Source organism: Streptomyces sp. NPDC006458, from assembly GCF_040612135.1.
Classification (GTDB): Bacteria; Actinomycetota; Actinomycetes; order Streptomycetales; family Streptomycetaceae; genus Streptomyces.
In genome coordinates this window covers 202,644-228,391 of the sequence record NZ_JBEXPR010000011.1, presented here as the reverse complement: position 1 = coordinate 228,391, position 25,748 = coordinate 202,644, and the positions used below count along the sequence as shown (strand labels likewise).

General features: G+C 72.0%; 20 protein-coding genes and 1 tRNA gene. 11 read left to right on the top strand and 10 right to left on the bottom strand.

Translation table 11 applies throughout. The features are described 5' to 3' along the window. Position 1: 1 nt before the first annotated feature. The 3 genes from ABZZ79_RS17620 to ABZZ79_RS17610 form a co-directional block, all read right to left on the bottom strand. Positions 2-1,375: a M1 family metallopeptidase gene (locus tag ABZZ79_RS17620; protein ID WP_356689819.1), complete on the bottom strand. Its 1,374-nt coding sequence runs from the start codon at positions 1,373-1,375 to the stop codon at positions 2-4. 68 nt (positions 1,376-1,443) lie between these two features. After that, positions 1,444-5,298: a Pls/PosA family non-ribosomal peptide synthetase gene (locus ABZZ79_RS17615; protein ID WP_356689818.1), complete on the bottom strand. Its 3,855-nt coding sequence runs from the start codon at positions 5,296-5,298 to the stop codon at positions 1,444-1,446. A gap of 269 nt (positions 5,299-5,567) precedes the next feature. Further along, positions 5,568-5,652, bottom strand: a tRNA-Leu gene (locus tag ABZZ79_RS17610). Between the two features lie 199 nt (positions 5,653-5,851). Between ABZZ79_RS17610 and ABZZ79_RS17605 the strand changes: the two genes are divergently transcribed. The 3 genes from ABZZ79_RS17605 (at position 5,852) to ABZZ79_RS17595 (ending at position 8,455) form a co-directional block, all read left to right on the top strand. Then, positions 5,852-7,177 (top strand): M20/M25/M40 family metallo-hydrolase, encoded by a 1,326-nt coding sequence (locus ABZZ79_RS17605; RefSeq protein WP_356689817.1) that lies wholly within the window; start codon positions 5,852-5,854, stop codon positions 7,175-7,177. Positions 7,178-7,332: 155 nt separating this feature from the next. After that, positions 7,333-7,566, top strand: coding sequence for a chaplin ChpH (gene chpH / locus ABZZ79_RS17600; protein WP_356689851.1), 234 nt, complete (start codon positions 7,333-7,335; stop codon positions 7,564-7,566). 112 nt (positions 7,567-7,678) lie between these two features. Continuing rightward, positions 7,679-8,455 (top strand): chaplin family protein, encoded by a 777-nt coding sequence (locus ABZZ79_RS17595; RefSeq protein ID WP_356689816.1) that lies wholly within the window; start codon positions 7,679-7,681, stop codon positions 8,453-8,455. Positions 8,456-8,517: 62 nt separating this feature from the next. On the opposite strand, the gene ABZZ79_RS17590 is transcribed toward ABZZ79_RS17595, so the two are convergent. After that, positions 8,518-8,706 carry a DUF5703 family protein gene (locus ABZZ79_RS17590; RefSeq protein WP_356689815.1) on the bottom strand — a complete coding sequence of 63 codons (189 nt, stop codon included), beginning with the start codon at positions 8,704-8,706 and terminating at the stop codon, positions 8,518-8,520. 47 nt (positions 8,707-8,753) lie between these two features. Here ABZZ79_RS17590 and ABZZ79_RS17585 point away from each other — a divergent pair, with 47 nt between their 5' ends. After that, positions 8,754-9,563 carry a hypothetical protein gene (locus ABZZ79_RS17585; RefSeq protein ID WP_356689814.1) on the top strand — a complete coding sequence of 270 codons (810 nt, stop codon included), beginning with the start codon at positions 8,754-8,756 and terminating at the stop codon, positions 9,561-9,563. Positions 9,564-9,848: 285 nt separating this feature from the next. Here the strand turns inward: ABZZ79_RS17585 and ABZZ79_RS17580 are convergent, their stop codons facing one another. Together ABZZ79_RS17580 and ABZZ79_RS17575 are read right to left on the bottom strand one after the other, a co-directional pair. Further along, positions 9,849-12,215 (bottom strand): helix-hairpin-helix domain-containing protein, encoded by a 2,367-nt coding sequence (locus tag ABZZ79_RS17580; protein WP_356689813.1) that lies wholly within the window; start codon positions 12,213-12,215, stop codon positions 9,849-9,851. After that, positions 12,212-13,198, bottom strand: coding sequence for an aldo/keto reductase (locus ABZZ79_RS17575; RefSeq protein WP_356689812.1), 987 nt, complete (start codon positions 13,196-13,198; stop codon positions 12,212-12,214). Before ABZZ79_RS17575 ends, ABZZ79_RS17580 begins: the two co-directional genes overlap by 4 nt. 185 nt (positions 13,199-13,383) lie before the next feature. On the opposite strand from ABZZ79_RS17575, the gene ABZZ79_RS17570 reads away from it, so the two are divergent. Next, complete coding sequence (locus ABZZ79_RS17570) at positions 13,384-14,439, top strand: LLM class F420-dependent oxidoreductase (RefSeq protein ID WP_356689811.1); 1,056 nt, start codon at positions 13,384-13,386, stop codon at positions 14,437-14,439. Between the two features lie 243 nt (positions 14,440-14,682). Beyond that, entirely contained in the window at positions 14,683-15,471 is a 789-nt protein-coding gene (locus ABZZ79_RS17565; RefSeq protein WP_356689810.1) for a ferritin-like domain-containing protein, read from the top strand. 10 nt (positions 15,472-15,481) lie between these two features. Here the strand turns inward: ABZZ79_RS17565 and corA are convergent, their stop codons facing one another. After that, positions 15,482-16,477, bottom strand: a complete 996-nt coding sequence (gene corA, locus ABZZ79_RS17560; RefSeq protein ID WP_356689809.1) for a magnesium/cobalt transporter CorA — start codon at positions 16,475-16,477, stop codon at positions 15,482-15,484. 62 nt (positions 16,478-16,539) lie between these two features. Between corA and ABZZ79_RS17555 the strand changes: the two genes are divergently transcribed. The 5 genes from ABZZ79_RS17555 to ABZZ79_RS17535 all read left to right on the top strand — a co-directional run bounded on the left by ABZZ79_RS17555 (position 16,540) and on the right by ABZZ79_RS17535 (position 21,144). Continuing rightward, on the top strand, positions 16,540-17,226 hold the full coding sequence (locus ABZZ79_RS17555; RefSeq protein WP_356689808.1) for a histidine phosphatase family protein: 687 nt from the start codon (positions 16,540-16,542) through the stop codon (positions 17,224-17,226). Positions 17,227-17,296: 70 nt separating this feature from the next. Continuing rightward, a complete protein-coding gene (locus ABZZ79_RS17550; protein ID WP_356689807.1) occupies positions 17,297-17,887 on the top strand; it encodes a DUF3090 domain-containing protein in 591 nt (196 codons plus the stop codon). After that, complete coding sequence (locus ABZZ79_RS17545; protein WP_356689806.1) at positions 17,884-18,678, top strand: SCO1664 family protein; 795 nt, start codon at positions 17,884-17,886, stop codon at positions 18,676-18,678. The genes ABZZ79_RS17550 and ABZZ79_RS17545 overlap by 4 nt, the downstream gene beginning before the upstream one ends. Positions 18,679-18,771: 93 nt before the next feature. Beyond that, positions 18,772-20,001: a cysteine--1-D-myo-inosityl 2-amino-2-deoxy-alpha-D-glucopyranoside ligase gene (gene mshC, locus ABZZ79_RS17540; protein ID WP_356689805.1), complete on the top strand. Its 1,230-nt coding sequence runs from the start codon at positions 18,772-18,774 to the stop codon at positions 19,999-20,001. Positions 20,002-20,187: 186 nt separating this feature from the next. After that, positions 20,188-21,144, top strand: a complete 957-nt coding sequence (locus tag ABZZ79_RS17535) for a superoxide dismutase (protein ID WP_356689804.1) — start codon at positions 20,188-20,190, stop codon at positions 21,142-21,144. A gap of 182 nt (positions 21,145-21,326) precedes the next feature. On the opposite strand, the gene ABZZ79_RS17530 is transcribed toward ABZZ79_RS17535, so the two are convergent. The 3 genes from ABZZ79_RS17530 to glpK all read right to left on the bottom strand — a co-directional run bounded on the left by ABZZ79_RS17530 (position 21,327) and on the right by glpK (position 25,741). Further along, a complete protein-coding gene (locus tag ABZZ79_RS17530) occupies positions 21,327-22,298 on the bottom strand; it encodes a PAC2 family protein (protein ID WP_356689803.1) in 972 nt (323 codons plus the stop codon). 272 nt (positions 22,299-22,570) lie between these two features. After that, positions 22,571-24,187, bottom strand: coding sequence for a glycerol-3-phosphate dehydrogenase/oxidase (locus ABZZ79_RS17525; protein WP_356689802.1), 1,617 nt, complete (start codon positions 24,185-24,187; stop codon positions 22,571-22,573). An 18-nt stretch (positions 24,188-24,205) separates the two neighbouring features. After that, positions 24,206-25,741 (bottom strand): glycerol kinase GlpK, encoded by a 1,536-nt coding sequence (glpK, locus tag ABZZ79_RS17520; RefSeq protein ID WP_356689801.1) that lies wholly within the window; start codon positions 25,739-25,741, stop codon positions 24,206-24,208. Between the last annotated feature and the right edge of the window lie 7 nt (positions 25,742-25,748).

Below are 25,748 nucleotides of genomic sequence, written 5' to 3'. Positions count from 1 at the left end.
CTCAGGCTCCCTTGCTCGGCGGGTACGACGGCATCGACGGCAGCCCGGGACAGGGGGCGGGCAGCGGCGGCAGCGCCGTGCCCCGCACCCAGGCGTCGAACAGGTCGTCCAGCGGCTCCACCGCGTACCGGGCCACATGGGACCGCAGCGCTGCGGTGGTCACAGCGCCACCCCGGTGCAGAGCCGTCCAGCCGCGCAGCATCCGGAAGAACGCGTCGTCGCCCAGCGCACAGCGCAGCGCGTGCACCACCAGCCCGCCGCGCTCGTAGAGCCGGTCGTCGAACATCAGCTTGCGGCCCGGGTCGGCCAGCTTCAGATCCTGCGGCAGCCCGGACAGCAACCGGTGCGCGGCGGCGGCCAGTTGCTGGGCCGTACGGCCACCGGAGCGCTCCGACCACAGCCACTCCGCGTACTTCGCGAAACCCTCGTTCAGCCAGATGTGCCGCCAGTCGGCGATCGACACACTGTTGCCGAACCACTGGTGGGCCAGCTCGTGCGCGATCAGCCGCTCCCAACCCCGCGCCCCGTCCACATGGTTGGCGCCGAACAAGGACAACCCCTGCGCCTCCACGGGCACATCGAGCTCCTCCTCGGTCACCACGACCGCGTACTCGTCGAACGGGTAGGGCCCGAACAGCTCCTGGAACAGCTCCATCATCAGCGGCTGCCGCGCGAAGTCCCGGGAGAACTCCGGCAGCAGCTGCGCCGGGATGTGCCCGTGCTGCGGCACCCCGCCGGGCCCCGGATCGCCCAGGATCACCGTCTGGTACTTGCCGATCGACAGCCCCACCAGATAGCTGGACGTCGCCGCCGCCTGCTCGTACACCCAGGTCGTCGTGGACGCCTTCGCCGTACGCGTCAGCAGCCGGCCGCCGGCCACCACCGAGTACGCCGACGGCGTGGTGATCGAGATCTGGTACGAGGCCTTGTCGGCGGGCCGGTCGTTGCACGGGTACCAGGAGGGTGCCCCGATCGGCTGGCTCGCCACCAGCGCCCCGTCCGACAGCTCCTCCCAGCCGAGGCCGCCCCAGGGACTGCTCACCGGCTTGGGGTTGCCCGACCAGTGCACCTCCACCGTGAACGCCGCCCCGGCCCGCAACGGCTTCGCCGGCCGCACCCGCAGCCGCCCGCCGCGATGCGTGTAGTGCGGCTGACGCCCGTCGACCCGGACCCGGCCGATCTTGAAGTCGGCCAGGTTCAGCTGGAACTCGGCGAGCTGCGAACGCCCCGCTATGGCGTTGATCCGGGCCGTGCCGGACAGACGGTTGGGGCCGGGCCGGTAGTCCACCGCCAGTTCATAGCGATGCACCCGGTAGCGGGGATCGCCGTTGCCCGGGAAGTACGGGTCCTGGCCCGCAGTCTGCTGAACTGCCACTGCCGCGTCTGCTCCCTGCGCCTTGCGCGTACGAGATCCATCGTCCCCGTGCGCGGCGCAGGCCGCATCTACCGACGCCATGACTCGATCGGATTGCCCAGCCAGCGGGTGTCGTCGGGAACCGACTCGCCCGCCATCATCAGCGACGCCGGACCCAGTGTGGCGCGGGCGCCGACCGTGGAGCCGGGCAGGACGATCCCGCCAGGGCCCAGCGTCGCGCCCGCACGGAGGACCACAGTATCCGTCCGCAAGATCCGGTCGTGGAAGAGGTGCGTCTGCAGCACACAGCCCCGGTTGACCGTGACGCCGTCGCCCAGCGTCACCAGATCCGTCTCGGGCAGCCAGTAGCTCTCCAGCCACACACCCCGCCCGATCCGCGCGCCCAGCCCCCGCAGCCACACCGTCAGCACCGGCGTCCCCGGCACCGCCCCGGCCAGCCACGGCACCGCCACCACCTCGACGAACGTGTCCGCCAGCTCGTTGCGCCACACGAACCCGCACCACAGCGGATGCTCACCCGTGCGATGCCGGCCCACCAGCAGCCACTTGGCCACCACCGACACCAGCCCCGCCGCCACCCCCGCGACCAGCAGCACCGCACCCGAAAGCAGCGGCGCCCACGGCCCCAGCGCACACAGCGCGGCCACCGTCAGCACTGCCAGCCCCGCAGAGCAGAACACCGGCACCAGCCGGCACAGCTCCACCAGGCCACGCGCCCAGCGCAGCCGCACCGGCGGCTCGAACGTACGGCTCTGGTCACCCGCGTCCGCGCTGCGCGGCAGCTTCACCGGCGGCAGCCCCAGATACGACGTGCCCCGCTTGGCCTTCTTCGGAGTGGCCGACAGCACGCCCACCAGACCGCCCTCCGGCACGCTGCGGCCCGGCGCGGTCATCCCCGAGTTCCCCAGGAACGCCCGACGCCCGATCTCCGCCCGCCCGATCCGCATCCAGCCGCGCCCCAGCTCGTACGGCGCGGTCAGCGTGTCGTCCGCGAGGAACGCGCCCTCACCCACCGTGGTCAGACTCGGCAGCGCCAGCACGGTCGACACCTCCGCGCCCCGCCCGATCCGCATCCCGAGCAGCCGCAGCCACACCGGCGTGACCAGCCCGGCGTAAAGCGGGAACAGCGTCTCGCGCGCCCGGTCCATCAGCTGCGTGACCGTCCACGCCTGCCAGCCCACCCTGCTGTGCGTCGGATGCACACCCTCGCGCAGCCCCAGACTCAGCAGCCGCACCCCGACCAGGATCAGCAGCGCGTACGTCACCCCGTACGCCAGAGTCGCCGGAACCAGGGCGAGCGCGGCACCCCGCAGCGGCTCCCCGGGCGTCACGAACAGGCTCGCCAGCGCCAGCGCCACCGCACCCGACAGCACCGGCAGCAGACTCAGCAGCAGCCCCGACACCCCGTACACGGCCCGCCAGACCGGGCCCCGCGCCGGGCGCTCCTCGGGCCAGTTGCGCTTGGCCTTGCCCAGCTTCACCGCCGGCGCGCCCGCCCAGCGCTGCCCGGTCGGGATCTGCCCGTCGACCGCGGAACCCGGCGCCACCTCGGCCCGCTTGCCGACCCGGGCGCCCGGGAACAGCAGGCTGCGCGTGCCGACCGTGGCGTGCGCGCCCACCTTCACCGCGCCGATCACCAGCCGGTCGCCGTCCAGCCAGTGACCGGACAGATCGACCTCCGACTCCACCGCCGCACCCCGGCCCAGCTTGAGCAGGCCGGTGACCGGCGGCAGCGAGTGCAGGTCCACGTCCTGCCCGATCCGCGCGCCCAGCGCCCGCGCGTACCGCAGCAGCCAGGCCCCGGTCAGCGAGGTCGCCCCGCTGAACTCGGCCAGCCGCTCGGCCGCCCACAGCCGCAGATGCACCGACCCGCCGCGCCGGTAGCGGCCCGGCCGCACCCCGCGCAGCAGCAGCCGTGCCCCGCCCGCGGCGATCGCCAGCCGCCCCGGCGGACTGAACAGCACCACCGCGAGCGGCCCCAGCAGCCACCACGGGGCCGTCGGCAGGAAGCCGTAGGAGGGCAGCAGGTTCCCGGCCACGGCCAGCGGCACCCACCAGCGCAGCCCGAGCAGCGTGAACAGCGGCAGCAGCACCAGCAGCTGCACGGCCTGCGCCCGCCGGGCCAGCGGCGTCACCGCACGGCCCTCGCGGTCGTCCTGCGCGGACTCCTCCAGCCGCCGCGCCAGCTTGCGCAGCACCGGCTGCTGATAGATGTCAAGCACGGCCGCGCCCGGGAAACGGGTGCGCAGCCGCGTCACCAACTGCGCGGCCCCCAGACTGCTGCCGCCCAGCGCGAAGAAGTCCTCGCGGGCGCCGCCCACCGGGATACCGAGGACCTCCGTCCACTGCTCGGCCAGCCACGCCTCGGTGCCGTACAGCTCCTCGGTCCGTACGCCGTTCTCCAGCCCCTGAAGCGGCCACGGCAGCGCGGCCCGGTCCACCTTGCCCGACGTCCGGGTCGGCAGGTCCTGCACCGGCGCAAGCAGCGGCACCAGCGCGGCCGGCAGCGCCGCCCGCAGCCGTTCGAAAGCCGCGGTGTGATCCCAGCCGTCCTGCGTCACGACGTACCCGACGAGCAGCTGGTTGCCGCCGCGCGCGGTCCGCACCGCCGCCGCCGCACCGGCAACGCCCGGCAGTGCCTGGAGCGCCGCGTCCACCTCGCCCAGCTCGATGCGCCGCCCGCCCAGCTTGATCTGCTCGTCCGCGCGCCCGAGGAACACCAGGCCCTCCGGCTCGGCCCTGACCAGGTCCCCGCTGCGGTACGCCCGCTCCCAGCCCAGCGAGGCGAGCGGCGCGTACTTCTCCGCGTCCTTCCCGGCGTCCAGATACCGGGCGAGCCCGACCCCGCCGATCACCAGCTGACCGCTGTCGCCCATCGCCACCGGCTCCCCGGCCTCGTCGACCACCGCCAGCTCGTAGCCGTTCAGCGGCAGCCCGATCCGCACCGGACCCTCGCCGCTCATCAGCGACGCGCACGCCACGACGGTGGCCTCGGTCGGCCCGTAGGTGTTCCAGACCTCCCGGCCCTCCGTCACCAGCCGCTGCGCCAGCTCGGGCGGGCACGCCTCACCGCCGAAGATCAGCAGCCGTACGTCGTCCAGGGTCTCCGGCTCCCACAGCGCGGCCAGCGTCGGCACCGTGGAGACGACCGTGATGTCCTGCTCGGCCAGCCAGGGCCCGAGGTCGGCGCCGCTGCGCACCCGCGAGCGCGGCACCGGCACCAGACACGCCCCGTACCGCCAGGCCAGCCACATCTCCTCGCAGGAGGCGTCGAAGGCCACGGACAGTCCGGCCATCACCCGGTCGCCGGGCCCGATCGGCTCCTCGGCCAGGAACAGCGCGGCCTCGGCGTCCACGAACGCGGCCGCGTTCTCGTGGGTGACGGCGACGCCCTTGGGCTTGCCGGTCGAGCCGGAGGTGAAGATGATCCACGCGTCGTGCGCGACCGTGGGCCGCGCGGCCGGCACCTCGGACCGGCCGTGCACGGTCAGCTCGTGCCCGGCTCCGATCACGGCCCGGACCCCCGCCTCCCCGAACACCAGCTCGGCCCGCTCGTCCGGGTCCTCGGCGTCCACCGGGACATAGGCGGCGCCCGCGGCCAGCACGGCGAGGATCGCCACGTAAAGATCGTTCGTCCCGGACGGCACCCGCACGCCCACCCGGTCGCCGAGACCGACCCCGGCCGCGCCGAGACCGCGCCGCAGCCGCTCCACCTCCGCGGCCAGCGCCCGGTACGTCAGCCGCGTCCGGCCGTCGTCCAGCGCGAGCTCGTCGGGGTAGGAGCGTACGGAGGCGTCGAGGATGTCGACGAGGGTGCGGGGCGAGGCCGCCGGGCCTCCGGAGAAACGTGCCTTGTCACCGAAGCGTTCGCGGATCTCTACGTCGAGCAGTTCGAGAGCGCTGCTCTCGTGAATGGCTGCCATCGGTCCTCGCGTCTCGTTCCCGGAACCCCCGGGGCGCTGGCGGGCCCGCAGGTCTGCCTGGGGTTGTCCGGCTCCAGCAACGTAACAAGCCGGAAATTTTAGTACGAACCTAAGGTGAACCGCGGGTGACGACCACTGGGTGGGACCGTACGGGCGAGGAGGGCGTGCAGTTGTCAGGGCCCTGACCTGCTGATCCGTGACACAACGAGAGATGCCCCACACAACGCGTGAGGGCCGTGACCATACGGTCACGGCCCTCACGCCGAAAGTGTCCGAGGGGGGACTTGAACCCCCACGCCCGATAAAGGGCACTAGCACCTCAAGCTAGCGCGTCTGCCATTCCGCCACCCGGACAGGGTGTGTGCCGCGCGGAGCTTCCCCCGCGGCGACGTCGTAAACATTACCAGGCTTTCCGGGGTGGCCGATCACAGGTGCGGGTGCACGGCCCCTACGGCGTGAACGGAGTGGGTCGGGCCGAGACCGGTCTTGGGGCGCGCGCGACGGAGAGAGAGGATGAGGGGGACCACCAGCAGCGACAGCGGGAGGATTCAGCGTGAGCCAGACGGGCACCACCGGCGGCGTCACCGGCCAGGACGAGGTCGTCGACCTCTGCCGCGAGCTGATCCGGATCGACACCAGCAACTACGGCGACCATTCCGGCCCCGGCGAGCGCAAGGCGGCCGAGTACGTCGCCGAGAAGCTCGCGGAGGTGGGCCTCGAACCGCGCATCATCGAGTCGCACCAGGGCCGCGCCTCCACGGTCGCCCGCATCGAGGGCGAGGACCCCTCCCGGCCGGCCCTGCTCATCCACGGCCACACCGACGTCGTCCCGGCCAACGCCGCCGACTGGACCCACCACCCCTTCTCCGGCGAGATCGCCGACGGCTGTGTGTGGGGCCGCGGCGCCGTCGACATGAAGGACATGGACGCGATGACCCTCGCTGTCGTACGCGACCGGCTGCGCAGCGGACGCAAGCCCCCGCGCGACATCGTCCTCGCCTTCCTCGCCGACGAGGAGGCCGGCGGCACCTACGGCGCCCGCTACCTCGTCGACAAGCACCCCGACCTGTTCGAGGGCGTCACCGAGGCGATCGGCGAGGTCGGCGGCTTCTCCTTCACCGTCAACGAGAAGCTGCGCCTCTACCTCGTCGAGACCGCCCAGAAGGGCATGCACTGGATGCGGCTCACCGTGGACGGCACCGCCGGACACGGCTCGATGACCAACGACGACAACGCCATCACCGAACTGTGCGAGGCCGTCGGCCGGCTCGGCCGGCACAAGTGGCCCGTCCGCGTCACCAAGACCGTGCGGTCCTTCCTCGACGAGCTCTCCGACGCCCTCGGCACCGAACTCGACCCCGAGAACATGGACGAGACCCTCGCCAAGCTCGGCGGCATCGCCAAGATGATCGGCGCCACGCTCCGCAACTCGGCGGCCCCCACCATGCTCGGCGCCGGCTACAAGGTCAACGTGATCCCCGGCCAGGCCACCGCCCATGTCGACGGCCGGTTCCTGCCCGGCCACGAGGAGGAGTTCCTCGCCGACCTCGACCGCATCCTCGGCCCGCGCGTCAGGCGCGAGGACGTGCACGGCGACAAGGCGCTGGAGACCGACTTCGACGGCAGGCTCGTCGACGCCATGCAGACCGCGCTCAGCGCCGAGGACCCCATCGCCCGAGCCGTGCCCTACATGCTGTCCGGCGGCACCGACGCCAAGTCCTTCGACGACCTCGGCATCCGCTGCTTCGGCTTCGCGCCGCTGCGACTGCCGCCGGAGCTGGACTTCGCCGGGATGTTCCACGGGGTGGACGAGCGGGTGCCGGTGGAGGGCCTGAAGTTCGGCGTACGCGTGCTCGACCGGTTCCTCGACGCGTCCTGAGAACGTCCACCGAAGCGACACCTCGGTATTCGGCCGCATGTGCAGAGATGACCGGGAAGGGTGAATGCGCTCATAGGGTCGTAGCCCTAATCACGCCCCCTCGTTACTGGTGATGCGATCCGCGGCTTGGATCGCTTTGCCAACAAGGAGGAATGATGATCAAGAAGGTCGTCGCTGCTGCGGCTGCCACTGGTGGGCTGGTTCTCGCGGGTGCGGGCCTCGCCGTCGCCGACTCGGGTGCCCAGGGTGCTGCCGTGCACTCCCCTGGTGTCGCGTCCGGCAACGTCGTTCAGGTTCCGGTCCACATCCCCGTGAACGTCTGCGGCAACACGATCTCGGTGGTCGGGCTGCTGAACCCCGCCTTCGGCAACACCTGCGTCAACCAGTGACGCCAACCCGCTGAGGGGCGTCCCACCCCGTCGGCCCCGGAGCGCCTTCCACGCGCTCCGGGGCCGTCCGGTCTTTTCCGCGTCTTTTCCATGAAAGGCAGGGAATCAGTACATGCGACAGGTCACCCGTAAGGGCCTCATGACCATGGCGGCGGCGACCGGTGTGATCGCCGCCGCCGGCGCACCGACCGCGTACGCCGGCTCCGGCGCGAGCGGCTCGGCGGCCAACTCGCCGGGCGTGCTGTCCGGCAACTCGGTGCAGGCACCGGTGCACGCGCCGGTGAACGTCTGCGGCAACACCGTCGACGTCGTCGGCGCCCTCAACCCGGCGGCCGGCAACTCGTGCGCCAACCACAGCGGTTCGCCGGGCAGCCACGGCGGCCACGGCGGTGGTGGTCACCACGGCGGCCACGGCCACTCCGGCGGCTCGGGCGCGCACGGCAGCACCAGCGGCTCGCCGGGCGTCGGCTCCGGCAACCACGTCCAGGCACCCATCGACACCCCGGTGAACGTCTGCGGCAACAGCGTCGACGTCATCGGCATCGCCAACCCCTCCATGGGCAACGACTGCGCCTCCGACGGCGGTTACGGCACCCCGCCGGACGACGGCTACGGCACGCCGCCCGGCCCGCCCGACGACCGGAACGTCCCGCCCTCCCCGCCGGCCACCGGCCACCCTCCGACGACTCCCGGTGAGCACCCGCCCACCCCCGGTCACCGGACTCCCGAGGCCGGACCGCCCTCCGCCCACTCGATTCCGCAGCCGCGCACCGGCGGCCAGCTCGCCTCCACCGGCAGCGAACTGCCCATCGGCGCGGCCGCGGCCCTCGGGGTCTCGGCGGTGCTCGGCGGCGCCGTCCTCTACCGCAGGAAGCGCGTCCCGGCGTAACACACCTCACAAACGGAGTGGGCCCCGCAGCCGCGGGGCCCACTCCGTTTCCGCCGATTTTCTCACCAGGTGGCGCGCACCTGGCGGATGATCCGCCGCCGCAGCCGCACCCTGCGGCTGCCGTCGCGCATCAGGCTCAGGCGGTCCAACTCCCAGTGTCCGTACTCCGCATGGTCGGTCAGCAGACGTGCCGCCTCCTTGCGGGAGACCCCGCGCGGTACGTACACGTCGACAAATTCGTATTCCGGCATCGCATCTATTGTGCGGGCTGGGGCCCGGTACGGATAGCGTCTGCACTATGTCTGATGCTGCGCAGCCCACCGCTGCCGAGGTACGCGCCGCCGCCGAGGCGGTCAAGACCGCGCTCGACCGCCACCTGGCCGCGGTCGAACGCCGGTCGGGGGACGAAGACCCGGCCGTCTACGAGGCGTTCAATCAGCTGGCCGCGGCCGCGGAGGCGTACGACGAGCTGCTCTACGACCGCTACGACGAGGTCACGCCCTTCGAGATCCCCGGTGCCGACTCCGCGCAGCCCTACACGGGCCCTGAGGAGCCGAGCGCGATCAGCGTGCTGATCCGCCGCGACTACGCCGTGGTGGAGCCGCAGCGGCTGCTGGCCCAGGCCGAGCGGGTCGAGGCCGCGGACTACGACGACGGCGCGGACGCCGCCGCCTCCGTCCCGGGCGCGCTCAGCATCCTCTTCGGTGAGTACGAACCGGACGAGATCGCCAGCCGCCACAAGGAGTTCGGCCTGGAGGAGGGCGACTCCACGCTGTGGCTGACCGCCTCCGACGAGCCGGCCGAGCCGGGCGAGTGGCTGGAGACACCGTTCGACCACGTCGACCCCGAGGACGTGATCTGCCGCTTCGACGTCAGTACGGTCTTCGACGAGGAGGACGGCGAGGACGGCGAGGACGGCGAGGACGGCGAGCTGGACGACGACGAACTCGACGCCGAGGACGACGCCGAGGATGTCGCGGACGCCGAGGACGCCGAGGACGTGGCGGACGACGACGATACGGAAGACGCCGAGGTCGACGAGGCGGAGGACTACGAGTACGAGGCCCGGAGCGAGGCTGAGCTGGAGCGGCTGGACGCGGACCGCTGAGGCTGGGGCGGCTCTGCCGCCGACCGGGTCGACCGTGGCGCCGACCGGGGCGGCGGTGACGCCCTCGGATCACGACGGAGGCGGCCTCCGGGTCCCGCCCTCCGGGTGGCTCGCGTGACGGCGTGACGGCGGCTGTCGTGGGGTGCGAATGCCCTGCGGCCGCCGCCGTCGTCGTCTTCGGGAGGCCGGGTGAATTCCCGGAGCCGTGTTGACCACCAGGGGTCTCGGAAGTCGCCCGGGAGCCCTGGCGGCTGTTCCCGTGAGCCCCGGTGGTCCACCGGAGCCTCAGTCCTGGGCGGTCGCCGGAGGCGTGAGCAGGGTGGTCAGTCGGGTCGTGCGGGGCTTTGCGGGGTGCTCCGCGACCGCGCGCGGCAGGGCCTGTTCCACGCCCTGGACCACGGACAGGTGGCGGTCGGCGCGGCTGAACGCCGTGTACACCCACGGCCGGTCGAGAGCCTGGACGGCGTCGCCCGGCAGCACCACGACGGTCGCGGGCCAGCGGCCGCCGACGGCCTGGTGCGCGGTGAGCGCCCACCCGTGCCGCACGGTCGCCTCGACCCGCTCCCTGGGGACGACGACCTCCTCGCCCGCGCAGGACAGATGCAGCCCGTCGGTGTCGGCCTTCACCACGTGACCCGACAGGGTGCGGCCGGGGGCGGGGGAGTAGGCGATCCGGTCGCCGGGGTCGAAGCCGCCGAACCGGCCGGGGCCGGGGTTGAGCCGCTCCTTGAGGGCCGCGTTGAGCGCGCGTGTGCCCGCCGCACCGCCGTGGCCCGGCGTGATCACTACCGTCTGCTCGACGGGCACGCCGATCGCGCGGGGCACGGAGTCGGCGACGAGCTGCACGGTACGGTGCACGGCCTCGCCCGCGTCCCGCACGGGCACGATGACGATCTCCTTGCCGGGCGCCTCCACCTGGTTCAGCTCGCCGATGCCGATGCCGGAGACCAGCTCGCCCAGCGGACCCGGGTCGGGCCGGCGCGAGGCGACCTGGGGGCAGACGCGCGCGCCGAGCAGGTCGGCGAAGACCCGTCCCGGCCCTGCGGACCACAGCACGCCGGGGTCACCGCTCAGGACCAGCCGCGCCCCGTCCGGCAGCGACTCGCTGAGCAGGGCCGCCGTCTCGACGTCCAGCTGGGGCGCGTCGAGCACGACGAGGAGGTCGAGGTCCAGCGCCCCATCGGCGTCGCGCCCCGGGCCCTCGGCACCGGACAGCAGCCCGGCCAGGGTGGCGACAGCGGGGCCGGCCGCGTCGGAGGCGCCCGGCAGGGCGGCGAAACGGCCGCGCCCGACGGGGCTGTGGGCAGCCGCCCAGGCGCGCAGGCCGAGCCCGAGGGCCGCGCCGAGCAGGGCCGCCGGTTCGGCGAGGGAGGCGTCGCCGCCGGTGTGCAGGACCAGTCCGTGGGCGGCGACCGCGCGGATCAGCTCGGCGGCGGAACCCTGGGCCAAGGCCGCGGCCCGCTCCCAGTCCTCGGCGGAACCGTCCTGCTTGGGCGCCGAGTTGATCAGCCGGGACAGTCCGTCGGTGAGGCTCTCCTCCGCGAGCGCGTACCGCTCCAGGCCGACCAGCACACGGACCGGGCGGCCGTCCTCACCGTCCTCGTCCTCGTCGTCCTCCTGGCTGTCACCGGCCGGGGCGGCTCCGGGCTCGTCGAGGGCGTCCTGGAAGGCCAGGGCGTCGCCCTCCGCGAGGGCGTTCTGCACGGCCGTGTCCGGGTCGGGGACGCCCCGCTGGGCGAGGGCCGCGGTGAGCGCGGGCAGCTCCAGGGCGGTGTGCCCGGCCAGGGCGGCCTGTTCGAGCAGCCAGCCGGTGACGGCCCGGCCGCGTCGCTCGTCGTCCGGCCCGCACTCGGCGCCGAGCAGGGCGCGTGCGAACCCGTCGGCCTGCTCGGGCCGCACCCCGGTCACCCGCAGCAACTGCCAGGGGTCCTCGCTCAGCCGTTCCTCGGCCCCCTCCCCGAGCACGGCCGCGACCTGGTCGGCGAGGGTCTGAGGTGCCCCGCCGCGGCTCAGCACGCCCCGTACGGCCTCGACCGTCTCCGGCGCGGGGCCGCCCGACACGGGTCCGGGGGAGACCACCGCTGGCTGCGGCCGCCGTACCGGCTCGGGTGTCGCGGGGCGGCGCGGCGGCTCGGGCGCGGCGAACACGGTGGCCGTCGGCGCGGCCCCGCCCTCCACCGCCCGCACGGCGGCGAGCAGATCGGCGGCCTTGCCGCTCAGCTTGCCGCCACTGTCGATGGGCCCCTGCCTCTCGGCCTTGCGCCGCTCGATCCGCTCCCGCTCCACCCGCTGCGCGGCCAGCTCGGCCCGCGCCTCGGACGCATCGGAGGACGCACCCTCACCGGACTCGGCAGCCGCACTGTCCTCGGCGGAACCCTCACCGGAGTCGGCAGCCGCGCCGCCCTCGGTGGAATCCTCACCCGCGTCGGCGGCCGCCCCCGCACCGCCCTCGGCCGCCCCGGCCACCTCGTCGACGCCCTCTGCGCCCTCTGCGCCCTCTGCGCCCTCAGCGCCCTCTGTGCCTTCCGCGCCCTCTGTGCCTTCCGCGTCCACCGCGGAGCCCTCCACCGCCCCGTCGGTCTCCGCCGCCGCGGCGGACGGCGTGTCCGGCGCGGTGGTGTCCCCGGTGGTGGTCTCCGGCTCCGTGCTCACAGCGTGCTCCAGTCGTGATCGGGATAGCGGTGCACGGGCGCAGACACATCGTCGAGCGCCCGGCAGATCTCGTCAGGAAGACTAAGCGCCTCCACTGACAATGCCGCCGTGAGCTGCCGCGCGTTGCGCGCGCCGACGATCGGGGCCGCCACCCCGGGCCGGTCGCGCACCCAGGCGAGGGCCACCTGCAACGGCGTCACCGCGAGCCCGTCCGCGGCGGTCGTCACGGCGTCCACGATCCGGCTCGCGGTGTCGTCGAGGTACGGCTCGACGAACGGGGCCAGATGCTCCGAGGCGCCCCGCGAGTCCGGCGGCATCGCGTCCCCCCGGTACTTCCCGGTCAGCACTCCGCGCCCGAGCGGCGAGGAGGGCAGCAACCCGATGCCCAGGTCCAGCGCGGCCGGCAGCACCTCGCGCTCGACGCCGCGCTGGAGGAGGGAGTACTCCATCTGCGTACTGGCCAGCCGGGTCCGCGTGCCGGGCGCGGCCAGCTGCCAGGTCGCGGCCTTGGCGAGCTGCCACCCGCAGAAGTTGGACACCCCCGCGTAGCGCGCGCGGCCGCTGCTGACGGCGAGGTCGAGAGCCTGGAGGGTCTCCTCCAGCGGGGTGAAGGAGTCGAAGGCGTGGACGTGCCAGACGTCGACGTAGTCCGTGCCCAGCCGGGTCAGCGAGGCGTCGAGCGCGGCGAGCAGATGACCGCGCGAGCCGTCGAACCGGCGGTACTGGTCCGGCACACTGCCCGCCTTGGTGGAGATCACCAGGTCCCGGCGCGGCACCAGCCCTTCTATCAGGCGCCCGAGCAGATACTCGGCCTCTCCGTCGCCGTAGACGTCCGCCGTGTCGACCAGGGACCCGCCGGCCGCCCAGAAGGTCTTCAAGAGGTCGGCCGCGTCATGCTCGTCGGTGTCCCTGCCCCAGGTCAGGGTGCCGAGACCGATACGGGACACACGCAGGCCGGTGCGGCCGAGATGCCTCTGCTCCATGGACGCCGAGAGTACTGGCCAGAACCTGTCACGTGGGGGCCTGTGGACAACGGGTTTCGATGATCGTCACGGAGCCCGCCGACGAGGCCGTGCCGCATCCCCGCACGCACCCCTGCCCCCGCCCGCGCGGGTGGGCTAGTGTCTCCGGAACAGGGACGTTACTGATCAGTAAAAGGGGATCTGGCATGCAGCTCGGGATCAACCTCGGCTACTGGGGTGCCGGAATGGACTCCGACAACCTCGCCGTCGCCAAGGAGGCCGACAAGCTCGGCTACGCCGTCTGCTGGGCCGCCGAGGCCTACGGCTCCGACGCCGCCACCGTGCTCACCTGGGTCGCCGCCCAGACCGAGCGGATCGACGTCGGCTCGGCCATCTTCCAGATCCCCGCCCGGCAGCCCGCGATGACCGCGATGACCGCCGCCACCCTCGACTCCCTCTCCGGCGGCCGCTTCCGCCTCGGCCTCGGCGTCTCCGGCCCGCAGGTCTCCGAGGGCTGGTACGGCGTCAAGTTCGACAAGCCGCTCTCCCGCACCCGGGAGTACGTCGAGATCGTCCGCAAGGCCATGACCCGCGAGCGGCTGTCGTTCGAGGGCGAGCACTGGACGCTGCCGCTGCCCGGCGGCCCCGGCAAGCCGATCAAGCTGACCGTGCACCCGGAGCGCGAGCGCATCCCGCTGTACATCGCCGCGATCGGCCCGAAGAACCTGGAGCAGACCGGCGAGATCGCCGACGGCGCCCTGCTGATCTTCCCCTCCGCCGACCACCTGGAGGACACCGCGATCCGCCACCTGCGCGCCGGACGCGAGAAGGCGGGCAAGACCCTCGACGGCTTCGACGTCTGCCCGACCCTGCCCCTCGCCGTCGGCGAGGACAAGGACGTTCCGCTGCTCGCCGACTTCTTCCGCCCCTACACCGCCCTGTACGTCGGCGGCATGGGCAGCCGCAAGCAGAACTTCTACAACCAGCTCGCCCGGCGCATGGGCTACGAGCAGGCGGCCGCCGAGATCCAGGACAAGTACCTGTCCGGCGACAAGCAGGGCGCCGCGGCCGCCGTACCGCACGACCTGATCGACCGGACCACGCTGCTCGGCTCGGTCGACCGCATCGCCGACCGCATGAAGGCCTACGCCGCCGCCGGCGTCACCACCCTCACCGTCACGCCCGCGGGGTTCACCCTGGACGACCGCCTCACCGCGCTGCGGGCCGGTGTCGAGGCCATGGAGCGCGCCGGACTGGCGTGACCCGACTCGCGTCAGGGGGAGGGGATTTCAGCGGCCGTGGTGGGGGCTCGGGGGTCTTCCCCGCCACGGCCGTCACGCAGCACAACGCGCCGGACGGCGCCCGGGTTACGCCCGTGGCGCGACTCGGCACGTCCTCCTTTTGGCGGAGTTGTCCGACACAGCTGTTGCGACCCCCCTGACGGCGCATTTGACTCGTTCTTCGCGGGCCTTGCGGAACCCGCGGAGAGCAGAGAGGTGCCTCAGATGCTTTCGGCCAAGAGTCTTTTCCAGGAGATCCTCGACAACGACGAGTCGTTCCGGCTGTTCTGCTCCATCGCCGCCAGCGGCGAGTCGCAGGGAGGCTGGGAGAACGCCCGGATCGCCGCCCTCGTACCGGCGAGCGAGCGCGCCCTGGTCCCCAAGATCACCCGGCACGGCGCCGACGAGGACAAGCACGGCCGGATCTTCAACGCCCTGATGAAGAAGCGCGGCCTCACGCCCGTGGCCGTACCCGACGAGACCGACTACACGATGCTGCTGGAGACGAGCGGCATCGGTCTCGCCCACGACAAGCTCAAGCGCGACGAGCCGCTCACCGTCCAGGACATCGTCACCTACCTCGCACACAGCCGCGTCACCGAACAGCGCGCCGCCGAGCAGATGGACCTGCTGCGCAAGCACTTCGCCGACCACCCCGACATCGGCCGCGCGGTCAGGATGATCTCCAACGACGAGGACAACCACCTCGCATACTGCCACGAGGAACTCCTGCGCCTCGCCCACGCCGGCCATGGCCGCGCCATCCAGCACACCCTGCGCGAGAGCGCCCTCGCCGAGATCCGCGTCTACCGCGACGTCAGCCTCGCCGTCATGACCCACATGGGCCGCATCCTCGGCTGGCCCAGAGCCAAGTCGGCCGTCCTCGCCGCCGGCATCCACGCCCTCTACGCCTGGGAACGGCTCGCCGGCTGGCGCCGCATGGTCTCCCTGACGATGCCCGAACGCCGCGACGCCCTCGGCGGCCCCGCCACCACCGCCCCCGAGTTCGCCTGACCCGCCCCGCCTACAGCCAGCCGCGGCTCTTGAACAGCCGGTACAGCAGCACCTCCAGGGCGGCCATGAGCGCGATCAGCGCCGGATACGACCACACCCAGTGCAGTTCCGGCATGTGGTCGAAGTTCATGCCGTAGATCCCCGCGAGCATCGTGGGGACCGCGGCCATGGCCGCCCAAGCGGAGATCTTCCGCATGTCGTCGTTCTGCCGCACGCTCGTCTGCGCCAGATGCGCCGACAGAATGTCCGACACCAGCCGGTCCAGGCTCTCCACCGACTCGTTCACCCGCGTCAGATGGTCCCCCACGTCCCGGAAGTACGGCTGCGCCTTCTCATTGACGAACGGCACCGCCAGCCCGAACGGACCCGTCCCCGCGAGCTTGACCAGCGGCAGCGCCAGCGGGCCGGTCGCCCGGCGGAACTCCAGTACCTGCCGCTTGAAGGTGTAGATCCGCGACGCCGTGTGCCGCGTCCCGCCCTGCTCCGGCGAGAACACCTCCGCCTCCAGCTCACCCAGGTCCGTCTGCAACTCGTCCGCGACCTCCAGATAGTGGTCCACGGTCGCGTCGGTGATCGCGTACAGCACCGCCGTAGGACCCTTCGCCAGTATCTCCGGCTCCTCCTCCAGCCGATGCCGGACCGCCGCCAGCGGAGACCCCTCGCCGTGCCGCACCGTGACCACGAAACTGTCGCCGAGAAAGACCATGACCTCGCCGGAGGTGACGGTGTCGCTGTCCGGCTCGTACACGACCGGCTTCAGCACCAGGAACAGCGAGTCGTCGTACACCTCCAGCTTCGGCCGCTGATGCGCCGACAGGGCGTCCTCGACCGCCAGCGGATGCAGCGCGAACTCCTCCGAGACCAGGTCGAACTCGTGCTGGGTCGGCTCGTGCAGCCCGATCCAGATGAACCCGCCCGCCGACCGTGCCTCGGCCAGCGCGTCGGACAGATCCGCGGGGGCCTTCGTCCGCCTCCCGTCCCGGTAAATCGCGCAGTCCACGATCACGGAGCGAATTCTCCTCCCCGGCGCCCGCCGCCGCACCCCCTGCTACGCCTACCCTGGGCGGCATGCCCACGCTGCTCCTGGTCCGGCACGGACGCTCCACCGCCAACACCGCGGGACTCCTCGCCGGATGGACGCCCGGCGTCGCCCTCGACGAGCGCGGACTCGCCCAGGCCGCCGCCCTGCCCGCCCGCCTCGCCGAGCTCCCCCTCCACGAGATAGTCACCAGCCCCCTGCAACGCTGCCAGGAGACGATCCAGCCCCTGCTCACCGCCCGCGGCGGACTCACCGCCCACACCGACGACCGCATCGGCGAATGCCACTACGGCGACTGGTCGGGCCGCAAACTCGCCGAACTCAAGGACGAACCCCTCATGGAGGTCGTCCAGGCCCACCCCACCGCGGCCGCCTTCCCCGGCGGCGAGTCGATGCGCGCCATGCAGCACCGCGCCGCCGAAGCCGTACGCGAGTGGAACGCGCGCGTGGAGCGCGACCACGGCCCCGACGCCGTCTACCTCATGTGCTCGCACGGGGACATCATCAAGTCCCTCGTCGCCGACGCACTCGGACTTCATCTCGACCTCTTCCAACGGATCTCCGTCGAACCGTGTTCCATCACAGCGATCCGTTACACCCGGCTGCGGCCGTTTCTCGTGCGCCTCGGGGACACCGGCGACTTCGCCTCCCTGGCTCCGCGCGAGGAACCCCCGAGCGACCAGGCCACCGTCGGGGGCGGTGCGGGCGCACCGTGATCGTCGGCCGCAGTAGGGTGAAGCGGTCGCAGTAGCACCCTGCCCGCCACCACGATTCTTGGAGCTGGACGTGTCCCGTCAGGTGTTCCTCTACGACCCCCCGGACCGCTTCGTGGCCGGCACGGTCGGACTGCCAGGGCGCCGTACGTTCTTCCTCCAGGCCACCGCCGGCTCCCGGGTGACCAGCGTGGCCCTGGAGAAGACCCAGGTCGCCGCGCTCGCCGAACGCATGGACGAACTGCTCGACGAGGTCGTACGCCGCAGCGGAGGCAGCGCCTCGGTCCCCGCCATGGCCCCCACGGAGATCTCCGACACCGACCCGCTGGACACCCCCATCGAGGAGGAGTTCCGGGTCGGCACCATGGCCCTCGCCTGGGACGGCGAGGAACAGCGCATGATCGTCGAGGCACAGGCCCTCGTCGAACTCGACGCCGACACCGACGAGGACCTCGCCGAGGCCGAGGAAAGACTCCTGCAGGACGAGGAGAACGGCCCCCCGATGCTCCGGGTGCGGCTCACCGGAACGCAGGCCCGCGCCTTCGCCAAGCGCGCCCTCGACGTCGTCAACGCCGGCCGGCCGCCCTGCCCGCTGTGCAGCCTGCCGCTCGACCCGGAAGGACACGTATGTCCGCGCCAGAACGGATACCGCCGCGGAGCATGACACCGGCGGACCTGCTCGCCGAGGGCGAGCTGACCGTGCGCGGACGCCTGCGCGAGGCCTCCAACGCGGCCCTGTACTGCACCCTGACCCACGACGGCCGGGAAGCGGCCTGCGTCTACAAGCCCGTCGCCGGGGAACGCCCCCTGTGGGACTTCCCCGACGGCACCCTCGCCCAGCGCGAGATCGCCGCCTACGAGGTCTCCGAGGCCACCGGCTGGCACCTGATCCCGCCCACCGTGCTGCGCGACGGCCCCTACGGGCAGGGCATGGTCCAGCTGTGGATCGAGGCACCCGAAGGAGACACGGCCACCGAGCTGCTCGCCCTGGTCGACGGCGAGGAGGCCGGACCGGGCTGGAGGGCCATCGGTCTCGCCGAGGTGGGCGAGGACCGCACCGCCCTGCTCGTGCACGCCGACGACGAGCGGCTGCGCCGCCTCTGCGTCCTCGACGCGGTGATCAACAACGCCGACCGCAAGGGCGGCCATCTCCTCCCCGCCGACGACGGCCGCCTCTACGGCATCGACCACGGCGTCTCCTTCCACACCGAGAACAAGCTGCGCACCCTGCTGTGGGGCTGGGCGGGCGAACCCCTGACCGAGGAGGCCGTGACCGTCCTGAAGGGGCTCAAGGAGTCCCTGACGCCCGACGGCACCCTCGCGCGGCGCCTCACCCCCCTGATCACCCCCGCCGAGATCGACGCCACACGCGCGCGGGTCGACGCCCTCCTGACCTCCGGAAAGCACCCCGAACCCACGGGGGAGTGGCCCGCCATACCGTGGCCACCGGTGTGAGCACACAACGCCATCCGGGACAAGACCGCCTTCTCGGCCAACCTGGCGTCATCCGGTTCGTATCCGGAACTCCAGTCCGGTTAGTCTCAAGACATGCATGCCTGGCCCGCTTCCGAGGTCCCCGCCCTGCCTGGTCAGGGCCGCGACCTGAGGATTCACGACACCGCGACCGGTGGGCTCGTCACCCTTGAGCCCGGTCCCGTAGCCCGCATCTACGTCTGCGGCATCACGCCGTACGACGCCACCCACATGGGGCACGCGGCGACCTACAACGCGTTCGACCTCGTCCAGCGGGTCTGGCTGGACACCAAGCGGCAGGTTCACTACGTCCAGAACGTCACCGACGTCGATGATCCGCTCCTGGAGCGGGCCCTGCGCGACGACATCGACTGGGTCGCCCTCGCCGAGAAGGAGACGGCCCTCTTCCGCGAGGACATGACCGCCCTGCGGATGCTGCCGCCGCGGCACTACATCGGAGCCGTCGAGGCCATACCCGGCATCGTCCCCCTGGTCGAACGTCTGCGGGACATGGGCGCCGCCTACGAGCTGGACGGCGACATCTACTTCTCCGTCGAGACCGACCCCCACTTCGGGCAGGTCTCCCACCTCGACGCCGCCGCCATGCGGCTGCTGTCCGCCGAGCGCGGAGGCGACCCCGACCGCCCCGGCAAGAAGAACCCGCTCGACCCGATGCTGTGGATGGCCGCCCGCGAGGGCGAACCCAGCTGGGAGGGCGCCTCCCTCGGCCGCGGCCGCCCCGGCTGGCACATCGAGTGCGTCGCCATCGCCCTCGACCACCTCGGCATGGGCTTCGACGTCCAGGGCGGCGGCTCCGACCTCGCCTTCCCGCACCACGAGATGGGCGCCTCCCACGCCCAGGTGCTCACCGGCGAGTTCCCCATGGCCAAGGCCTACGTCCACGCCGGCATGGTCGCCCTGCACGGCGAGAAGATGTCCAAGTCCAAGGGCAACCTCGTCTTCGTCTCGGCCCTGCGCCGCGAGGGCGTCGACCCGGCCGCCATCCGGCTCAGCCTCCTCGCCCACCACTACCGCGCCGACTGGGAATGGACCGACCAGGTCCTCCAGGACGCCGTCGACCGGCTCGACCGCTGGCGCGCCGCCGTCTCCCGGCCCGACGGCCCCGCCGCCGACGCCCTCGTCGAGGAGATCCGCGACGCCCTCGGACACGACCTCGACGCCCCGGCCGCGCTCGCCGCGGTCGACCGCTGGGTCGCCCTCCAGGAGGAGCGGGGCGGCACCGACATCGGTGCGCCCGGCGTCGTCTCACGCGCGGTGGACGCCCTGCTGGGCGTGGCCCTGTAACGGGTCCCGCGACGCGTCGGGGCGCCTGCTGTCCGCGGACCTTTCGTGGACAGCAGGCGCCCCTTTTCATAATGTTGATGGCCGTTCAGGCCGACACGGCTGTGCGCGAGCGCCCATGTGATGGGCTGACGGAGTCCGACGATCACACCGCCGGTCCTCGACCGGTCCTCCGGGTAAGGACGCACCGTGACCTTCACCAACCGCTCCCTGACACGCAGGAACCTCTTCACCGCGACCGCCGCGCTGTCCGCCACCGCCCTCGTCGGCGGCACCGCCCACGCCACCGGCGCGACCCGGCACTCCTGGCCCACCCGGTTACAACTGCCCGGCGGCTGGCGGCCCGAGGGCATCACCCTGGGCCACGGCCCGCACGCCTACGTCGGCTCGCTCGCGCACGGCGACCTCTACCGCGTCAGCCTCGCCACCGGCCGCGGAAGAGTCGTCCCCACCGGACTCGGCAGCGCCCACCCCACCGCCGGCCTCAAGAGCGACCGCTACGGCAGGCTGTTCGTGTCCGGCGCGACCAGTGGCGAACTGCGCACGGTCGACGCCCGCACCGGTGAGGTCGAGCGGATCGTCCCGGTGGGCGGCGCGTTCGTGAACGACGTGATCCTCACCCCCGGTGCCGCCTGGTTCACCGACTCCTTCAAGGCCGTGCTCTACCGGCTGGAGCTGGGCCCGCGCAACGTCCCCGGCGAGGCGGTGACCGTGCCCCTCGGCGGCGACTGGGAGCAGGGCACCGACTTCACCGGCAACGGCATCGCCCGCACTCCCGACGGCAGCGCCCTGCTCGTGGTGAACGCCTTCGCCGATGGCGGCCGGCTGATGCGTGTCGATCCGCGCACCGGCCTCGCCCGCGCCGTCGACCTCGGCGACGCGCGCATCCCCAACGGCGACGGCATCCTCCTGCTCGGCCGGACCCTCTACGTCGTCCAGCAGTTCCAGAACCGCGTCGACGTCTTCCGGCTGAACGCGGCGGGCACCCGCGGCTCCCTGGTGACCGTCATCCAGCACGAGGGCTTCCGCATCCCGACTGCGGCCGCGGCCTGGGGCGACCGCCTCTACCTGCCCAACGCCCGCTTCGACGTCGCCGAACCGACGGCCGACACCGACTACGACGTCGTGGCCGTCGCGCAGATCTGACGGAGACGCGGGTCTGACGGAGACGCGGGTCTGACAGAGACGCGGGTCTGACAGAGATGCGGATCTGACAGAGACGCGGATCTGACGCAAGTGCAGATAGGAAGGAAGTGCAGATTTGACGGGACCGCAGATCTGAAGGAAAAAGGGGCGGTGCGCGCGCACCGCCCCTCGGTCCTCGACCGTCAGTCCTCCGCCGAATCCCCGTCGTCCGCACCCGGCTTCGGCGGCTTCGGCGGCCGCGTCCGCTCACCGGAGCTGTCCCGGCGGTAGGGCGAGCCGTCGCCGTCCGTGGCGTGCCCGCCCGGCGAGCCGCCGCCGTCCCGGCGCCGCAGATACCGCTCGAACTCCCGGGCGATCGCCTCGCCCGACGCCTCCGGCAGATCCGCGGTGTCCCGCGCCTCCTCCAGCGTCTGGACGTACTCGGCGACCTCGCTGTCCTCGGCGGCCAGCTGGTCCACACCCACCTGCCAGGCGCGCGCGTCCTCGGGCAGCTCGCCCAGCGGGATGCGCACGTCGATCAGGTCCTCCAGCCGGTTCAGCAGCGCCAGTGTCGCCTTCGGGTTCGGCGGCTGCGACACGTAGTGCGGCACGGCCGCCCACAGCGACACCGCCGGAACGCCGGCGTGCGTGCACGCCTCCTGGAGCACACCGACGATGCCCGTCGGGCCCTCGTACTTGGTCTCCTCCAGATCCATCCGGCGGGCCAGGTCCGGGTCGGACGTGGTGCCGCTGATCGGGACGGGACGGGTGTGCGGGGTGTCGCCCAGCAGGGCGCCCAGGATCACGACCAGCTCCACACCGAGTTCATGCGCGAAGCCGAGCAGCTCGTTGCAGAACGACCGCCACCGCATGGACGGTTCGATGCCGCGCACCAGCACCAGATCGCGCGGTTTGTCGCCGCCGACCCGCACGACCGACAACCTTGTCGTCGGCCAAGTGATCTTGCGCACACCGGCGTCCATGAACACCGTGGGGCGGTTCACCTGGAAGTCGTAGTAGTCCTCGGCGTCCAGCGCCGCGAACACCTCGCCCTTCCATTCCCGCTCCAGATGCGCGACCGCGGTGGAGGCGGCGTCGCCTGCATCGTTCCAGCCTTCGAACGCTGCCACCATGACTGGGTCGATCAGCTCGGGAACTCCCTCCAGCTCGATCACCCAGCGCCTCCTTCCGATGTGCCCTCGCTTGTCGTCCCAACCTTACGGCGTTCGGCGGGGGCGCCCGCAGCCCCCTTGCACGGGGGAGTGAACGGATCACTGCCCCGTTCGCCACCCCCGAACACCCCGGAACGATCAAAGGATCGCCATCGCGCCCACCTCGGCGCCCACTGCCGCACACCGCCGCACACGGCAAGGAGGCGGCTCCGTGCGGGGAGCCGCCTCCTTCATTCCGTAGGACCGTCCGGCCGTCGGACCCTCTTCGTCCGGCCCTACTTCTTGTCGAGCAGGTCCTGGACCTTGCCCCGCAACTCGTCCGTGGCCAGGCCCCGGATCGTCAGGGTGGTGCGGCGGCGCAGCACGTCGTCCGCGGTCTCGGCCCACTCGTGGTCACGGGCCCAGACGACCTGCGCCCAGATCTCCGGCGCGTCGGGGTGGACCCGCTCGGCCAGCTCGGGGCTCTCGTTCGCCAGGCGGGCGATGTCGAAGGCCAGCGAACCGTAGTGCGTGGCCAGATGCCTGGCGGTGTCGGCGCCCATCCGCGGACCCGGCGCCGGGCGGTCGGTCAGCAGCCGGTGGGCGACCGCGCGCGGGTTGGCGACACCCGGCAGCGGCAGCTTCTTCGGCAGCGAGGAGATCGGCTCGAAGTCCTCGCCCAGCGGACGGCCCGGCAGCGTCTCCAGCTTCTGCATCACCGTACGGCCGATGTGACGGAACGTCGTCCACTTGCCCCCCGCGATGGACAGCATCCCGCCCCGGCCCTCGGTCACCACGGTCTCCCGCTTGGCCTTCGCGGTGTCACCTGGACCGCCCGGCAGTACCCGCAGACCCGCGAACGAGTACGTGATCAGATCCCGGTCGAGCTGCTGGTCGCGGATGGAGAACGCGGCCTCGTCCAGGATCTGCGCTATGTCCTTGTCGTTGACCGCGACCTCGGCCGGGTCGCCCTCGTACTCCTCGTCGGTCGTACCGAGCAGCAGCATGTCCTCCCACGGAAGGGCGAAGGTGATGCGGTACTTGTCGATCGGGGTCGCGAGCGCGGCCTTCCACGGGGCGGTGCGCTTCAGGACCAGATGCGCGCCCTTCGACAGACGGATGGACGGGGCGGCATTCGGGTCCTCCATGCGGCGCAGGTGGTCGACCCAAGGGCCGGTCGCGTTCAGCACCAGACGGGCGCTGACACCGAACTCGTCACCGGACAGACGGTCCCTGAGGTCCGCGCCGGTCACCCGGCCCTGGGTGAAACGCAGGCCGGTGACCTCGGCGTGGTTGAGCACGGCCGCGCCCGCCTCGACGGCCGCGCGGACCGTCATCAGCGCCATGCGCGCGTCGTTCATCTGGTCGTCGCCGTACACGGCGACGGCCTTGAGGTTCTCGGTACGCAGCTCCGGCACGTCCTGCGCCGCCTTCGCGGGGGACAGGAGGTGGCCGACGCCGTCACCGAACGCGGAGAGCGCGGAGTAGGCGAAGACGCCCGCCCCGAGCTTCGCGGCGCCGTGCGGCCCGCCCTTGTACACGGGGAGGTAGAACGTGAGCGGGTTCGCCAGGTGGGGGGCCACCTGACGGGAGACCGCACGGCGCTCGAAGTGGTTCTCCGCCACCAGCTTCACCGCGCCGGTCTGCAGGTAGCGCAGACCGCCGTGGAGCAGCTTGGAGGAGGCGGAGGAGGTGGCGCCGGCGAAGTCGCCGGCGTCGACCAGAGCCACCCTGAGGCCGGACTGCGCGGCGTGCCAGGCGGTGGAGATGCCCAGGATGCCGCCGCCGATGACGAGAAGGTCGTACGACGCCTTGGAGAGCTGCTCCCGGGTCTCGGCGCGGCTCGGGTGGGAGCCGGAGGCCGGGCGAGTTCCCAGGGCGGGCACGGACTGCAGGGTGGACTGCGTGGTCATGGGGTTTCTTACTCCTCGTCAGTCTTCGTCCTCGAGCCAGCCCATGGTCCGCTCGACGGCCTTGAGCCAGCTCTTGTACTCACGGTCGCGGGTGTCCGCGTCCATGCGGGGGGTCCACTCGGCGGCCCGGCGCCAGTTGGCGCGCAGGTCGTCGGTGCTGGTCCAGAAGCCGACGGCGAGACCGGCGGCGTAGGCGGCGCCGAGGCAGGTGGTCTCGGCGACCATCGGGCGCACCACGGGTGCGTCCAGGAAGTCCGAGAGCGTCTGCATCAGCAGGTTGTTGGAGGTCATTCCGCCGTCGACCTTGAGGGCGGACAGTTCGACGCCGGAGTCCTTCGTCATGGCGTCGGTGATCTCACGGGTCTGCCAGGCCGTGGCCTCCAGGACGGCACGCGCCAGGTGCGCCTTGGTGACGTACCGGGTCAGACCGGCGATGACACCGCGGGCGTCGGAGCGCCAGTAGGGGGCGAACAGACCGGAGAAGGCCGGCACGAAGTACGCGCCGCCGTTGTCCTCCACCGACAGCGCGAGCGTCTCGATCTCGGCGGCCGTGGAGATCAGGCCCATCTGGTCGCGCATCCACTGCACCAGCGAACCGGTGACGGCGATCGAGCCCTCCAGGGCGTAGACCGGCTGCTCGTCGCCGATCCGGTAGCCGACCGTGGTCAGCAGGCCCGAGTAGGAGTTGATGATCTTCTCGCCGGTGTTCATCAGCATGAACGTGCCGGTGCCGTACGTGGACTTGGCCTCACCCTCGGCGAAACAGGTCTGGCCGAACAGGGCCGCCTGCTGGTCGCCCAGCGCGGAGGCGACCGGAATGCCGCCGAGCAGGTCGCCCAGCTTGCCGCCCGTGATCTCGCCGTAGACCTCGGCGGAGGAGCGGATCTCCGGCAGCATCGCCAGCGGCACGCCGATCGACTCGGCGATCTTGTCGTCCCACTCCAGCGTGTGGAGGTTCATCAGCATGGTGCGGGAGGCGTTGGTGACGTCGGTGTAGTGCTTGCCGCCGTCGACACCACCGGTCAGGTTCCAGATGACCCAGGTGTCCATGGTGCCGAAGAGGATGTCGCCGGCCTCGGCGCGCTCGCGCAGGCCCTCGACGTTGTCCAGCAGCCAGCGGGCCTTCGGACCGGCGAAGTAGGACGCCAGCGGCAGACCGGTCTCCCGGCGGAAGCGGTCCTGGCCGACGTTGCGCCCCAGCTCCCTGCACAGGGCGTCGGTGCGGGTGTCCTGCCAGACGATGGCGTTGTGGACGGGCTCACCGGTGTTCTTGTCCCACAGCACGGTGGTCTCGCGCTGGTTGGTGATACCGATGGCCTTGATGTCGTCACGGGTGATGCCGGCCTTCTCGACGGCTCCGGCGACGACCTCCTGGACGTTGGTCCAGATCTCGGTCGCGTCGTGCTCGACCCAGCCCGGCTTCGGGAAGATCTGCTCGTGCTCCTTCTGGTCGACGGAGACGATACGGCCGTCCCGGTCGAAGATGATGCAGCGGCTGGAGGTCGTGCCCTGGTCGATGGCGGCGATGAACGGGCCGGCGTGGGCGTCGGTCACTGTGTGC

Excerpts from the sequence above, each read along its gene's own strand:
- ABZZ79_RS17615 (WP_356689818.1), bottom strand. The coding sequence starts at position 5,298 with ATGGCAGCCATTCACGAGAGCAGCGCTCTCGAACTGCTCGACGTAGAG.
- chpH (WP_356689851.1), top strand. The coding sequence starts at position 7,333 with ATGATCAAGAAGGTCGTCGCTGCTGCGGCTGCCACTGGTGGGCTGGTT.
- ABZZ79_RS17595 (WP_356689816.1), top strand. The coding sequence starts at position 7,679 with ATGCGACAGGTCACCCGTAAGGGCCTCATGACCATGGCGGCGGCGACC.
- ABZZ79_RS17590 (WP_356689815.1), bottom strand. The coding sequence starts at position 8,706 with ATGCCGGAATACGAATTTGTCGACGTGTACGTACCGCGCGGGGTCTCC.
- ABZZ79_RS17585 (WP_356689814.1), top strand. The coding sequence starts at position 8,754 with ATGTCTGATGCTGCGCAGCCCACCGCTGCCGAGGTACGCGCCGCCGCC.
- ABZZ79_RS17575 (WP_356689812.1), bottom strand. The coding sequence starts at position 13,198 with ATGGAGCAGAGGCATCTCGGCCGCACCGGCCTGCGTGTGTCCCGTATC.
- ABZZ79_RS17570 (WP_356689811.1), top strand. The coding sequence starts at position 13,384 with ATGCAGCTCGGGATCAACCTCGGCTACTGGGGTGCCGGAATGGACTCC.
- ABZZ79_RS17565 (WP_356689810.1), top strand. The coding sequence starts at position 14,683 with ATGCTTTCGGCCAAGAGTCTTTTCCAGGAGATCCTCGACAACGACGAG.
- ABZZ79_RS17555 (WP_356689808.1), top strand. The coding sequence starts at position 16,540 with ATGCCCACGCTGCTCCTGGTCCGGCACGGACGCTCCACCGCCAACACC.
- ABZZ79_RS17545 (WP_356689806.1), top strand. The coding sequence starts at position 17,884 with ATGACACCGGCGGACCTGCTCGCCGAGGGCGAGCTGACCGTGCGCGGA.
- mshC (WP_356689805.1), top strand. The coding sequence starts at position 18,772 with ATGCATGCCTGGCCCGCTTCCGAGGTCCCCGCCCTGCCTGGTCAGGGC.
- ABZZ79_RS17525 (WP_356689802.1), bottom strand. The coding sequence starts at position 24,187 with ATGACCACGCAGTCCACCCTGCAGTCCGTGCCCGCCCTGGGAACTCGC.